The organism is Halobacteriovorax sp. DA5, from assembly GCF_002903145.1.
GTDB lineage: Bacteria > Bdellovibrionota > Bacteriovoracia > Bacteriovoracales > Bacteriovoracaceae > Halobacteriovorax_A.
This window is the reverse complement of sequence record NZ_PPDJ01000002.1, coordinates 213790-227958: the sequence shown is the minus strand read 5'-3', so window position 1 is coordinate 227958 and position 14169 is coordinate 213790. Positions and strand designations below refer to the sequence as shown.

Here is a 14169-nt window from a genome sequence, read left to right as displayed (position 1 = left end):
TTATCTCTATAAACTCTACACTAAGCATTGATAACAATTCAGAAATCCCTTAAATTAACGCATCACGCAACAACAAGGATTTCCATGAATAGATTATTACCTATTTTTATATTACTTATCACGCCTTCAATATTTGCCTTAGAAAAGTCAATATGTGGTAATGATGATCGAATTCCTTCAAATGAACCCAAGGTAGGTAGAGCTCTTCGTAATGAAACTGCAACTGATGCCTGTACAGTCACGATGATTTCAAAAAGTTGCGCCCTATCAGTAGGCCACTGCAAGAAGTACTTTAATATCATCGAATTCAATACGCCTGAATCTGACAAAAATGGCATAAACTACTCATCTAAAGAAGACACATATAAAGTAGATCAAAGCTCAATTACTCTTAGTGATGCTGGACCAGGAAATGACTGGGCCGTTATGAAAATACTACCAAATGAGACGACACAAAAGTATGCGGGAGATGTTCAAGGCTTTTATGAATTAGATTACTCTGTTGCAGCAAGTAAATCACTTATAAGTATTACTGGCTACGGAGTCGATACTGAAGCAGAAAGATCTTTTGCTCAACAAAACGGCATCGGTTATATAGAGAGTATTGGAAGAACTGGCCTAATTCGCCATAAGGTTGATACGACTGGTGGTAATTCTGGCTCAAGTATTATTAATCTAAAATCGGGAAAAATTGTTGGTGTTCACTCACATGGTGGCTGCTCAATCAATCACTATAGTAATACAACAAATCTTGGAACAAGCGTTTCGACAAATATATCATTCAATAAAGCGATTCAAGCTTGTCTTGATTCAGAATAAAAAAAGCCTCTCATAAGAGAGGCTTTATTTTATAAATTTATTTCTTTTTCTTCTTACCTTTCTTTTTCTTAGTACCTTTCTTCTTGCGGTTCTTAGCGATAAAGATTCCAGCACCAACAACAAGCGCAAGGATCAGATAAAGAGTCATATCATCACCACCGGCACCTTTACCTTTTTGTCTTTGGCCACCAACGCCAATATCATTAAGACCTGCTTCGTTATCTAAGAAGTCACCTGAAGCACCCGGAACTGCTTCACCTTTATTACCAGCGAGCTTAAGCCCATCAGCATCATTCTTAATGCGAGAAAATACCTGCATCGTCTCAATGATTTTATCAAAAATTGGCTTATAAGTTTGGTAGTGTTCCTTTGCAACTGAGAACGTTACAGCTACACCTAACTCTCCTTTTACAGTCGCAAGATAACGAGTATAAAAGCCAGGAACCTCACTTGATAAGTGAAGTGAATCAACCCAAGTATGACCTTGACCTTGAATCTTCTTCATTCTCGTGTATGAAGGTTCTGAAATTTGTGTTTTTCCACCAGGTAGCTTAAATGTTTTGGCCTGCTCTAAATAGGCCTTGTATTGAATTAAGTCATCTTGTTTACCACGGTGCTTGGCCGCGAAAATAATGATGGCCTCTTTCTTTCTTCTATCATTTGTCGACTGACAAACATACTCACTTCCCTCAATAGAACACTCCCAACCATTTGGTAGTTCGAACTCAAGAAAGTTAGAAGTATAAGGTTTTGCAATTACAGCTGATGTGGCCAGTAGGTAGAAAGCAATTAGAATTTGCTTCATCATCGATAATATCCTTTTTATGTTTATATTCAATATTTTAGCTTAACTTACAATTATATCAATTACTAAATATTTCCTCATTTCAGCTACTTAATCCTGGCAGCAAAGCCTTTTTCTATTGGCACCTTACGGTAACGTGCCACAACTTTTATAATTGATGAAGCACTTGAAACTTCATAAACCTTTCCTTGAGCAACTAATATATTTCCGCCAAAGTAGTCTGTTTTATAAATATCAACAATATTTCCAACTTGAATATCGTCAAGAGAGCCATGATCAATCTTAATGAAAACTCCCCTAGGAGAAACCTTAATAACATTGGCCTCAACAGAGTACTCTTTAAAACTCTCTTCAAATTTCTGCTGAGCAGTTACACCACCAGTAGTCCAAGTAAGACCTAGAGTTGTATAAAAGTCTTTATCAGTTGAAGTTCCAACAACCTTTGCACCAACTGTTGCATAAGCAAGATACTTCTTTCCAAATAGAGTTTGAGCACTAACGTCTAAGTTTAGGAATTGGCGATTAATCGAATTCCACCTTGAAGTGTAACCACTAGCAACAACAGGTTTTGCGTTCGGGTTATCAGTGTATTCATCACCACCCAAGGAGTAGACACCATTTGCAGAAAGCCAAAAGGCCCAATCAACATAATGCTTTACAAGTCTTGCATCAAAAATGATCTCTGAAGAAATAGGGGCCCCAGGAATATGGTAACCAACCTTGAAGTCGTATGATGTCCACTTTGTTGATTCAAATTTAGCAAGGAAATTGAGCTCAAGATCATTTCCACCGTCACCTAAGATTAATTCATCACTTGGCGCTGAACCAGAATACGTATCAACAGTATAAGGCCTGAAGCGATAAAGTGCGTTTACAGCAAAATCTTTTCCATGCATTTTATCAAAAGCATAGAATGCTCCGACATAAAAAGACTCAAGCCCAGCTGTCGTTTGCGTCTCAAGAGTATCACCACTACTTACATATCGTCCTTTAAGGCCAGCAAGAAGTTGAAACTTAGGCATGATGGCATATTGATAATCAATATTTGCATCAAGTAAATTGTAGCTTACATCATCATTGTAAACCACTTCATTACCCTCACTATCAACTTGAGAAAGTGTCGAAGAAAAGCTGCCTTCAATCTTAACTTTGGATGCACCTTTATTTAGTGCAGTAGCGTCTGATTGATAGATTCGAGGGTTTGCTAAGGCCTGTAGGCCAGAGGCAAACAAAATCGTTAACGAAATAAAGATCTTTATAAATTCCATATGTTATATAGAATAACCTTCTTTATTACTTTTTAATATAGATAGAATTCTTTTACCTAGCAGGCGATATTTTGTTTAATATGTCCGACTTTATTAATCAGGATTATCGTTATCCATTTCTCATTCTCTAAGTAACTTTGAAATGTAATGCCATTTTCACTAGCAAGACGCTTCATTGAGAGTAGGCCAATGCCATTTGATTGTTGTTCTAAGTCTGTGTGCTCATTAATTTCATTTGAGAAAGTTAGTTGAATCTTCTCATCAACTTCACTGATGTGACACTCAATCATACTTTTGGGACTCGACCAAAGATATAAGTTTTTTGAGATATTTTTTATTAGGCGTTCAAAAATTTGTCCATCACAAGAAAATTCAATAGGGGCCAGATCACTTTGAAAAATGGAAACTTTTAAGTCGACCTTTAATTGATAAATTTCAAATTGTCTCTTACAAGTATCAATAAGACTTTCGACACTATATGAATCTGTATCCTTTAAACGCTTAAATTGGGATGATATTTGATTTTCTAAGGCCTGAACTTCATTATAAATAAGATTAAGACTTGCTTGCTCCATCTGACCATGACGAGACTCTAAATAGAGCTTCAGGCCATGTGTGTGATTGAGAAGATCATGAAGAAAATGTAGTGCTTCGTTATCTGACTTAGGTATATTTTTAGACATAAAAAAAGGCCTCTTAAAACGAGGCCTTTATATTTTGACTTAGATTAATCCGTCGTACTTTGCTTCACTACCAAGGGCCTCTTCAATTCTTAGTAGTTGATTATATTTTGCAAGACGATCACTTCTTGAAGCAGAACCTGTTTTAATAAGTCCACTCGAAGTTGCTACAGCAAGATCAGCAATGAAGGCATCACTTGTTTCTCCTGAGCGGTGAGAGATAATTGCTCTAAAGTTATTTTCAAAAGCTAGCTTTAACGTATCAAATGTTTCACTTAGAGAACCAATTTGATTAATCTTAACTAAGATTGAGTTTGCCTGCTTTTTCTCAATACCTTCAGCTAGGATCTTCTTATTTGTTACAAATAAGTCATCTCCAACTAGTAAGCATTTATCCCCTAACTTTTCAGTCAGCTTTACCCAACCAGAATAGTCAGCTTCATCAAGCCCGTCTTCAATTGAATATATCGGATATTTTGAAACTAAATTTGAGTAATATTCAACCATATCCTCACTTGAATAGCTCTTACCTTGCATTTTGTAGCTTCCATCTTTATAGAACTCTGAAGCAGCTGCATCAAGGCTGATCGAGATATCTTGACCTGGTTTATAACCGGCCTTCTCAATAGCGCTGAGAATAAGATCAAGGGCCTCTTCGTGTGACTTAAGAGATGGTGCAAACCCACCTTCATCACCAACATTTGTTGAATATCCTTTTTCTGTTAAAACACTTTTTAGAGCGTGAAAAGTTTCAACACCAGCTCTTAGGTTTTCACTAAATGACTTTTCCATATGAGGAATAATCATAAATTCTTGAATATCAAGATTATTTGAAGCGTGCTCCCCACCATTGATAATATTCATCATAGGAGTTGGTAAGCGATACTTATCACTTGCCACAGGAACACCTAGATCTTCTCTTAAATAAGCATAAAGAGACTTTCCTTTTTCAAGAGCACCTGCACGAGCAACACACATTGAAACAGCAAGAATAGCATTAGCTCCTAACTTTTCTTTATTTTCTGTTCCATCAACATCAAGCATTGCTTGATCAACAGCTCTTAAGTCAAAAACATCCATTCCTATAATTTTTGGCGCGATATATTCATTGATATTTGAAATTGCCTTTCTAACAGATTTTCCAAGGTAGTAAGACTTGTCACCGTCTCTTAACTCAAGCGCTTCTTTAGAGCCAGTTGATGCCCCAGAAGGAACTGCTGCACGGGCCATAAAACCATTTTCAGTTACTAAATCAACTTCAACAGTTGGGTTTCCTCGTGAGTCTAAGATTTGACGTGGAGTAATAGATTTAATTTTAGACATATACCAATCCTTCGTTAGTTTAAAATTTGCCATATTTTAACTTACGCTTTTAAGGATCGTCACTTAGAAAAAGGGAAAACCTTCTAAATTTTGCTTTTTAACTTTGCGCCATAAATCTGGGCTTCGACTATCACGATAATAGAAGAAATCAACGATTTGAGCATCTTCGTTTATGACACATTGATCTGCCATATGCTTGGCCACATGATAACAAGGAGAAATACTTTGGGCCCCAACATTGGCCTTAAATAGCTCTTTGACGAAAGGATAGTGAGTACAACCTAAAATTATATAATCATAACTCTCTTTCTGGCCTGAAGGAAAAATTGAATCAACTATCTCTTTAGAAATCTCATCTTCATTGAGCCTTCCACTATCAAAACTGTCTTCAATAATTTTAGCTAAATTCTTTGATACGCGGTAAACCAAGTGTTCTTTTGGATCATAGCGCTCTTTCAAGCTCTGAAAACGCATAGAATCTGCAGTAATCTTAGTTGTTAAAACCACTCCCTTTTGCTTTTTAAGCTCTGGGCGCAGGTTAATGACATTAATAAATGGTTCAATCCCAAAAAAGCGAATATTTGGGTAATTAGTGCGTAATTCATTAATGGCCATGGCCGTAGCAGAGTTACATGCAATTAAAATGGTATCAATTCCATGAGAGATAAAGTCTTCGACAATACTCTGACAAAAAGTAAATACTTCTTCTTTTGTCTTATTGCCATATGGTGCATTCAGGCGATCTGCAAAGTAATAAATTTCGCAACGATCCATAAGTTTTGCGACTTCACGCAACACGCTAAGTCCACCAATGCCAGAATCAAAAATACCTATCTTCAATATTTCACCTTAAATGCTAGACATCCCTAAAAAAGTCGTTATTTTATCCCTTATGGGTATTAAAAATAAATTCGTAAACTTTTTCACTAGAATTAATAAAAACCGTCTATCTAATGATGATAGCAGAGACAAGCTCTTAAAGTCTATGCAAGAGTCGCTACAAAGTCCGGTGAGAATTTGCTTGGCCCATAATGTTTTTGAAAAGACACCTTTGCGTGATGATCGAAAAAATCTTCATGATATCTATCTTCACGTTGAGAGCAATGACCATAATTTACTTTTGCACTTTGATCAAATGAACATTCTCAATTTAGTGGATAAAGAATTTATCGAATATCAAAACGAAGTCGAAAATTTTGATGCAAAGAAATTTGAACAATATGCCGTTAAGGCCATGATCGATGGTTCAATTGAGAACTTAAAATCAATCCCACCAAAGACAGGACTAAACGAAGACAAATCACTTGAGTGGCTAAAAGTAACTCTACTAACGCTAAAAAAGTCACTGGCCCGTATTGATCATAGAAATACAATTTTAAGTTACAAGGTGTTTTTTGGACAATGGGAGCAATCCCCTATTCTTAGAGTCATGATTTACAATCTTGATATTAAGCTAATTTTCAATAAGGATCAGTTAAAGCTAGAAGTTAAAAATAAAGAGAATCGAGCTGAATTTGATTCTCAAGCAAAAAAATATGAAGCTAGTTTTGGCCAGCTTCATAATGATGTATTAAATGAAATAATTAATTTATTTGTGAGTTTAAAACAAAGCGTCAGCTAGTTTTAGTTAAGCTTTGAATTAAGCTTTGTTAGGAAGTCCCTTGCACTTGATGTTGCAATCGCAGTGTACTGGTACGAATCAAGAATTTCTGATTGAACATCTTTTTTAAGAGCGTAAAGCTTCTTTAGATCAACACCCTTAGGCTTACCTTCCGATAATTTATTAAGCTGCTTATTGATTGAACGAAGTTCCCCAATATATGCATTAATATCAATTTCAGAACCAAAATTATTCAAATTCTTAGTAGAGTTAATAAGGATCTCTGAAAGATTTGAAGTCTTCTTCTTTTCATTCTTTAGTGTAGCAATAACATCATATTTACCACGACAATTTGTGATACGCCCTTTTAGTGAAGGACAGTTAAATGCAAGGTTTTTAATCTCATAACTAACTTTTGTATTATCGCGAAATCCAATTTTTGCAATAACACGATTAAGATTTGCAATAATATCTTTCTTTAGTATTTTTGCCGCCTGATTTTTATCAAGGCCAAGTCCGTTATTTTTAAGCTTTGTTAAAACCGCCGCCTTATCATTGGCAGATTCAATATTTACTAAGTTATTTTTTTCTAACTTTATGTGAACAAGAGAATTCTTTTCAACTAAAAGAGATTCATCAATTGCAACTTCTAGTGTTTCTGTTGCAGATTTCTTATTTAGGCCAACTTTAAGATTTGGTTTTTCAATTCGAGTAAAAGCAAGTTCTTTATATTGTCCCTGCCCATAATTTTTAAGAGTGTAGATCTGCTCAGACTTAAGCTGAAAGCGAATAGAATCAATATCATCTTGAATTGTTTCTAGTGCAAAAACATTTGCAGATAGAGCAATCGCTGTCATCACAAGAGTTGATTTGATGAATGAAGTAGTTCTATTTCTCATTTAATTTTTCCCTCAAAAATAAAATTAAGCTATTTGACGCCTTCAATAATATCAGCAGAAATGACTTTATTGGGCCTAGTTGAAAAATAGTAATGCCATGTTCATTTTCTATGCACCAAATTTTAGACAACACAACAGGAATCTACGTAGTTTAAATTTTATTGCTTTTTACTCTAATGTAATTACAATTAATTATATGAAAATAGACGTGGATATTGACAAGTTTTCAGGGGGTTACAAGGTAACATTCCCCCTATCTGAATTCAATGACTTAAGTGATTTTAAGATGAGTATCGCTATCATCAAGGTTTTTAGCGCTGATATGGAGCTTGAACCAGAACTTGAAGTGGATGATATCAAGGAAATCGTCGACAAGACTAAAGAGCTAGATCAGAACCGATTTATCGTTGAAATCTATGAGGATGGTATCGAAGTTGATATCTAATAATTAAGCGACCTTTTTCTTAACCATATCCTTCACCCAATCTGGGGCAAGGAAATTAGATTTTGGAAATGGTAGCTTATGGACAACAATATCTTCAAAGAAAGTTGGTACATAATTACACGGCACCATCTCTCCTATATACTTACCAGTTTGCGGATCCTTACCAGTTTGAACCCAGCGAAAGATATCGCGAACAATATAATTCCCATTATTATCGACACCTAATACTTCTGAAATATGCGACGTACGACGTCCCCCATCATGATAACGACTACACTGAACAACAATTTGCAAAGCACTCCCAACCATTTTCCTAACAGCATCTGGTGGAATTTTTGTATCACCCATAAGGCAAAGTGTCTCAAGACGAGTACAGGCATCAATTGGGTTATTGGCGTGAACAGTTCCCATTGAACCATCGTGACCAGTATTCATAACTTGAACAAGATCCAGGGCCTCATCTCCACGAACCTCCCCAACAATAATTCTATCAGGGCGAAGCCTCATGGCAGAAATAACGAGATCACGAATTGAAACTTCCTCAATCCCCTTTAACTCATCCGCCTTTCTCGTTTCAAAATTTACGACGTGTTCGGCATCAACTTGTAGTTCTGCCGCATCTTCGATAATGATGAGACGTTGTGTTTTAGGAATTCTTCCCCCTAAAACGTTTAGCATCGTCGTCTTTCCAGAACCCGTACCACCAGATACAAGAACATTCTTTCCAAGATACACGCATATATCCAGAAACCTTGCGGCCACATCAGACATAGAACCAAATGAGATAAGGTCCTTAAGAGTTAGACTTTCCTTAGAAAATTTACGAATGGCCACTGTCGTTCCATTCTTTGCCATTGGAGGTAGTACCACGTGAATACGTGAACCATCTGGCAGACGCGCATCTAGGCGCGGGTTATCTTCATCAATTGTTCGATTTACCGATTGAGCAATGGCACGCATTGCAGAGATAAGTGATGATTCGTCTTCGAATTGATTTGGAACTTTAAAAACGAGACCTTTCTTTTCAACAAAAATTTCATGGGGCCCATTAATCATAACTTCGGAAACACCTTCATCTTCCAAAAGGTCGCCTATTGGATAAAGTAAATTCTTAATCGCATCGTTAAATACCGAAGACATAATCCCTCACAATCAATCTCTAAATATAAATCAGTCGTCTTTTGGACGCCAAACACGCACTCGCTCACTTTCACGAGATGCGATTTCTCTTTTTTGCTCGTCTTTTTTTGCCTTCTCTCGTGGATGTTCAATAACAGTTAAAATTCCACTGATTTGTCCTGACGGGCAGTAAAATTTGAAGCGTCCAGGCGTATCAAGAAAAACTGAAGCTTCCCTAACTTCACCAGTCTTGGCCTCAACATATACTTCGTGCTCTTTTAATATTAGACAACTAGGCTGTTTTGTCGCTGATGTAACATAAAGGTTTAACTTCTCACCAACGAAGGCCGTAACCTTTGAAGGAAAAAAACCTTTATCTGTAGCGATAATCGACAGATCTCTCTTAGGAATCTCAAATTCCTCTTTCTTATGAAAGTAAGTCTCCTGGATGCCAAAGGCAAAGGATGTAATAATCAATGTCAATAACGTCACAACGAAGCTTTTCATAAATTATTTATCGGTATCTTATAGTGGATACTTTAGTCGTCTACTCAAATTTAGCCGACTACTTTGCTCGTTATTTCAGTAGTTTAGTAACATTAACAAATATTATAGATTAATTTAGTTATAAAAAATAATGTGACGAATTAAAATAAGCTCATATTGTTTATAATTTTGAATCAACGCTGCATTTGTAACTGATAAGGAAATCACCTATGAAAGCTCTCATCATTGACGACAAAAGAACAATATCAGAATCCCTTAAGTCACTAATTGCAAGCAGTGGCTATTTTGCAAATGTATCAATGGCCTCAAATGGAGTCGATGCCTGTCAGATGATTAAAAATGATAATTATGATCTCATTGTCATCGACTTAAATCTCCCAGAAATGGGTGGCCAAGAAGTATTACAATATATTGAACGACTCTATCACCTCGAAGAAAAGCAACGTGAGAAATATCCACATATCATGCTCATTTCGGGAGATATCGATGTCGACAAGATTCATGATGCTTCAAAGATAAATGTAGAAGAAGTTCTGACAAAGCCATTTAACGCCCAGGACTTCAATCATAAGCTCTACGCAATTCTCGAAAATTTAAACGGAGAAATTATCGCTGCTTAGATTTCTTTAAAGGCCTAAAATCCATTACGATATTACCATCCTTCATACTCATCTTAACTGAAGTCGAGTCAAGATTAGCTCTTAATGGGATACTCTGTGAAAAAGATGATTTAGAAATACCATTTGGCGATTTAATGACCTTTTGACCACTAATAACTATGATGTTTTCTTTCACTTCGACATTGACTTCATCATCTTTAGAAATTTTGATAACGAGAGTGTCAGCATCCTGCCAAAAGTATTCCACCATATTCACATGACGATTGAAGCGATCAGGAAGTCCTTTGATCTGGCCTAACTTCTGCAATCGCTCAAACATCTTTTGAATCTCGGCATCAAAGCTATCCCCTGCTTGCATCTGCTTAAACATCTCATCACGCATTTGTGTGATTTGATCAACCAGTGGATCATTAGTTTGACCATAACTTACAACTGAAAGTAGAAAAAAAGTGATACAAATTATCTTCTTCATAATGCTAAAACTTTATCATAATTTTAATGACTTAACCAAAGAGTGGTGAAAAACTTTAACACATTCACAATGCAGCACAGCATCTAGAAACCAACAAAATCTTACATTAAGGCCCAAATCAAAAAAAGACTTTTACATAGTGTAAAAAATTCAGAAAAATCATATCTACGCTAAACCAGAAAAAGAATTGGCAAATCAATAATATACTTTTCAGGGAGGACTGATTTGAAAAAAGGAATTTTAGCTCTACTACTTGCATGTGTATCGACTTTTTCTTTCGCATGTGACGAGCACGGAACAACAGGAATCGTAGAAGACAACAACCTATGGATTCCTTCAAATGTTAAAAGTATCAACACAATTTCAGAAGGTGAGTTCAACTCAATCATTGATAAGATTGAAGCGATCTATGCACCGATTATCGCTGCTAAAGGTAAAACTTTAGAAATCGAAAGAAAATGGGAAGATGGAACTGTTAACGCATACGCTCAGCAAATTGGTAACACTTGGCGTGTTAGTATGTTTGGTGGTCTTGCAAGACACGAAACAATCACAAGAGACGGATTTGCAACTGTTGTATGTCACGAGCTTGGTCACCACCTAGGTGGAGCACCTAAGAAAGCTAGCTGGTGGGGATCTTCATGGGCTTCAAACGAAGGTCAAGCTGATTACTTCGCTACTTCTAAGTGTCTAAGAAAGTTCATGGAAAACGACGATAACGCTTCAATCATGAGCGAAGTTGAAGTTCCAGCTGTAGCAGTTAAGAACTGTGAGAAAAACTTTGTTAACGAAAACGAATATGCAATGTGTCTAAGAGGTTCAATGGCAGGTATGTCACTAGCTAACCTTTTCAGAGCACTAAGAAGCATGACTTCTGAGCTTAAGTTTGACACTCCAGATCCAGCTGTAGTTTCTAAAACTAATGACAACCACCCAGCACCACAGTGTCGTCTAGATACTTACTACCAAGGTGCTCTATGTACTGTTGACGCTTACACAGATGTAGATCAAAACGATGCAAACATCGGTACTTGTAACAGAACTGAAAACTTCACAACTGGACTAAGACCACTATGTTGGTTCAAACCAGGTCAAGCTGTAGTTGAAGCACAATAATTAAAAATTAAATTATTGAAAATAAAGAGGCCCGCAAGATGCGGGCCTTTCTTATTTAATGGACTATGAATTAGTCTTTCTTACGATCTTTCTTTGAACGAGTCTCAAGATCACCGTTGAATACTTTTAATTGATTGATGTAATCTTTGTATCCAAAAGTCGAGTCATATAAAGCTTCTAGTTCTTGAGCTAGTACTTTATATGTTTCTTTTGCTTCTTCATTAAGCTTACCAGCAGCTGAAGATGCCTTGTATTCTTTCTGTAGAGCACCGATCATTGTATTAGCAACTTTTGCGTTGTTATCCCAATCAGTTTTAATTTCTCTTTCAGTAGCAGTTAAGATGATAGAGATTAAAGTTTCAACTCTATCTTCTTTATACCCATCATCACCGTAGTTAGTTGTTGAGTTTGTAAGGATTGAGTTGAAGTAATCCGCAACGGCCTTATCAAAGTTCACATTATCAAAAGAAGCACTACGTGTATTCATGATTCTTCCACCAACTTTTGATGTTACCTTACCAGAAAGCCCATTATTGATAATGAATAATGGATCAACTCCTGTAACACGAACAGGAACTCTCTTTGACTCACCTGCTTTTAGAGCTGTTGTTGTAGCTGTATAAGTCTTACCATCATTCATTGCTACAGAGATATCAACAGAAGCTGAAGTTTCTGAGTTTGAAGGGTTTTTAACAGTTACGTATACTGTTGCGTCCCCAGCTACTACAGAGTTAATCTGAGTTTGTGCATGGTAAACTGGTGCTACATCTAAGATTTCGATAGTTTTGCTATCTGTACTCTTAAGTTCGTAAACCTTCTTGATATCGCTTCCATCAATACTTACTGTAAGTCTTGCTGAATCAAATACATTTAGGTTATTTGAAAGCTTACCTTGAGCTTTTGCTGAAGTGTGAGTAAAGTTCAATGAAGCTGGAGCAGTTACGTACTCTGAGCGACTTGAACCTGATTCAAATGAAGCTGAATCAAGAGAAACTTTAATATTTCCAGACTTAAGACCTAAGTTTCTTAAACCTAATACAGACTTAAGTGACTCACCTCTTGTAAAGATTCCATTTCCGTCACCAGAAAGATCGAAACCTGTGATCTCTACCATTGGGTTATTTACAAAGTAATCGAAATTCTTATTCCAAGAAGCTACAAATAGGTTTTCGTATTCTTTAGCAAATGAAGTTGCCGACTGTGCCTTATAAACTTCATCATAAGCTTGTTGTTTTGCAAGGTCACGTGCAACGATTAGACCTACGGCCTTCCCAGAATCTTCTCCAAGGTTGCGTGCCATTGTATGTGTTGATACGAAGGCCTTACCAAAGTGCTCTTTTGCAAGATTTCTATAAGACTCAGCAAATGCGTCAGCATATACGGCCTTTAGGTCTTGAGCAGACTTTCCAGAAACAGTACGGTAGCGAGTTTCAAAGATTGGACGATTTAAGTCATCAACTTGCTTATAAACGATATTTCCGTTTGCATCTCTTTTTACTACTTTGCGTCCTGTTGGCTGTCCATCAGCACCGATCTCATCGATTTCAACAGCTACACTTTTTTGGTGATATCCAATTCTTTGCTGATATGCTTCTTTAACATCTTGGATATTACGGTAAGCAATTGCTTCTTGTTCATCAGATGCTTGAAACTTATTCCATGCGCGAGTTGTTGACTTCCAACCATAGTCTTTGAAGTTATACTCTCCGTATGCAGAGAATAGATCCCACATTGAAACAGTGTGTAGACCTTTATCGAATAGAATAGGTGTTGAAGAACACTTATCTGCTAAACTTGATCTAAGACCAAATTGTCTAGCAACAGCACGAGCGTGAATCCTCTTAGAGATTGCAGATGAAGAAGAAACCCACCCAGCGTTAATTACATCACTAAATGATCCACCTTTCCCATCTCTTGCGTAACCATCATCAAAACCTTCAAAACGTGGAACTTTAAGAACATTAGAATAATCTTTTGATGGAGCTGTTACAGTTTGAGAAGCATCATCTCTTACATTATCTCTAAAACGTGAGATGATTTCAGATTCTGTAGAATAACGTGAATCCTTTGCGGCCTTATCTTTACCAAGTGCTACAGCGTTTTCAATTGTCACACCTTTAAGAGCACGTTGCTCGTCTCTTAAGATATCAACCGACGGGTTTGAAGTCACATTAAACCCACGATATAGACCTTGTTGATAACCATCAACACAACCTAAATGTGTCCCTTCTCCAGCGGCATATACAGCGGCCATGCGTTGAGCAGACTGAACTCCACGCTCACACATTTGAGTGTGTTCTTTATCCATATTTGGATCATCATAAACTTTCTTACAAACAGTTTTAGAAATATTACTTAGGTTCTCCGGTGTATAAATACCATCTAAAGAAATCCCTTCGATTGAAGAATTGTAATAACCCGCGATAACAGCAGGTGCTTGCGTCATCAAGAACGCGGCAACTAGAAGTTTTTGTTTTTTGTTGTTCATTCTCTTCT

15 protein-coding genes are annotated in these 14169 nt (G+C 36.7%); 5 read left to right on the top strand and 10 right to left on the bottom strand.

Annotation, left to right across the window (positions count from 1 at the left end):
• Positions 1-84 precede the first annotated feature (84 nt).
• Complete coding sequence (locus C0Z22_RS04515; RefSeq protein WP_103217152.1) at positions 85-819, top strand: serine protease; 735 nt, start codon at positions 85-87, stop codon at positions 817-819.
• Between the two features lie 37 nt (positions 820-856).
• On the opposite strand, the gene C0Z22_RS04510 is transcribed toward C0Z22_RS04515, so the two are convergent.
• From C0Z22_RS04510 to C0Z22_RS04490, 5 genes are all read right to left on the bottom strand, one after another.
• Positions 857-1627, bottom strand: coding sequence for a hypothetical protein (locus C0Z22_RS04510; protein WP_103217151.1), 771 nt, complete (start codon positions 1625-1627; stop codon positions 857-859).
• 83 nt (positions 1628-1710) lie between these two features.
• Positions 1711-2892 carry a hypothetical protein gene (locus C0Z22_RS04505; RefSeq protein ID WP_146037790.1) on the bottom strand — a complete coding sequence of 394 codons (1182 nt, stop codon included), beginning with the start codon at positions 2890-2892 and terminating at the stop codon, positions 1711-1713.
• A gap of 56 nt (positions 2893-2948) precedes the next feature.
• A complete protein-coding gene (locus tag C0Z22_RS04500; RefSeq protein ID WP_103217149.1) occupies positions 2949-3575 on the bottom strand; it encodes a hypothetical protein in 627 nt (208 codons plus the stop codon).
• 39 nt (positions 3576-3614) lie between these two features.
• Positions 3615-4895: a phosphopyruvate hydratase gene (gene eno, locus C0Z22_RS04495; protein WP_103217148.1), complete on the bottom strand. Its 1281-nt coding sequence runs from the start codon at positions 4893-4895 to the stop codon at positions 3615-3617.
• Between the two features lie 63 nt (positions 4896-4958).
• The gene (locus C0Z22_RS04490; RefSeq protein ID WP_158246810.1) at positions 4959-5735 is read right to left on the bottom strand and encodes a glutamate racemase; all 777 of its coding nucleotides are present in this window, start codon (positions 5733-5735) and stop codon (positions 4959-4961) included.
• Between the two features lie 52 nt (positions 5736-5787).
• Between C0Z22_RS04490 and C0Z22_RS04485 the strand changes: the two genes are divergently transcribed.
• Entirely contained in the window at positions 5788-6516 is a 729-nt protein-coding gene (locus tag C0Z22_RS04485; RefSeq protein ID WP_103217146.1) for a hypothetical protein, read from the top strand.
• A gap of 2 nt (positions 6517-6518) precedes the next feature.
• Here C0Z22_RS04485 and C0Z22_RS04480 read toward each other — a convergent pair whose 3' ends face one another.
• Positions 6519-7394: a hypothetical protein gene (locus C0Z22_RS04480; protein ID WP_103217145.1), complete on the bottom strand. Its 876-nt coding sequence runs from the start codon at positions 7392-7394 to the stop codon at positions 6519-6521.
• Between the two features lie 196 nt (positions 7395-7590).
• Between C0Z22_RS04480 and C0Z22_RS04475 the strand changes: the two genes are divergently transcribed.
• A complete protein-coding gene (locus C0Z22_RS04475; RefSeq protein WP_146037789.1) occupies positions 7591-7839 on the top strand; it encodes a hypothetical protein in 249 nt (82 codons plus the stop codon).
• Positions 7840-7842: 3 nt separating this feature from the next.
• Here C0Z22_RS04475 and C0Z22_RS04470 read toward each other — a convergent pair whose 3' ends face one another.
• Together C0Z22_RS04470 and C0Z22_RS04465 are read right to left on the bottom strand one after the other, a co-directional pair.
• A complete protein-coding gene (locus C0Z22_RS04470; RefSeq protein WP_103217143.1) occupies positions 7843-8979 on the bottom strand; it encodes a CpaF family protein in 1137 nt (378 codons plus the stop codon).
• 30 nt (positions 8980-9009) lie between these two features.
• Entirely contained in the window at positions 9010-9465 is a 456-nt protein-coding gene (locus C0Z22_RS04465) for a cupredoxin domain-containing protein (RefSeq protein WP_103217142.1), read from the bottom strand.
• Between the two features lie 209 nt (positions 9466-9674).
• On the opposite strand from C0Z22_RS04465, the gene C0Z22_RS04460 reads away from it, so the two are divergent.
• Positions 9675-10085: a response regulator gene (locus C0Z22_RS04460; protein WP_103217141.1), complete on the top strand. Its 411-nt coding sequence runs from the start codon at positions 9675-9677 to the stop codon at positions 10083-10085.
• Here the strand turns inward: C0Z22_RS04460 and C0Z22_RS04455 are convergent.
• Positions 10072-10557, bottom strand: coding sequence for an Hsp20/alpha crystallin family protein (locus C0Z22_RS04455; protein WP_103217140.1), 486 nt, complete (start codon positions 10555-10557; stop codon positions 10072-10074). The two genes, C0Z22_RS04460 and C0Z22_RS04455, sit on opposite strands and share 14 nt — an antisense overlap.
• Before the next feature lie 225 nt (positions 10558-10782).
• Between C0Z22_RS04455 and C0Z22_RS04450 the strand changes: the two genes are divergently transcribed.
• Positions 10783-11673 (top strand): ImmA/IrrE family metallo-endopeptidase, encoded by an 891-nt coding sequence (locus tag C0Z22_RS04450; protein ID WP_103217139.1) that lies wholly within the window; start codon positions 10783-10785, stop codon positions 11671-11673.
• A gap of 70 nt (positions 11674-11743) precedes the next feature.
• On the opposite strand, the gene C0Z22_RS04445 is transcribed toward C0Z22_RS04450, so the two are convergent.
• Positions 11744-14161 carry a hypothetical protein gene (locus C0Z22_RS04445; RefSeq protein ID WP_146037787.1) on the bottom strand — a complete coding sequence of 806 codons (2418 nt, stop codon included), beginning with the start codon at positions 14159-14161 and terminating at the stop codon, positions 11744-11746.
• Positions 14162-14169 lie beyond the last annotated feature (8 nt).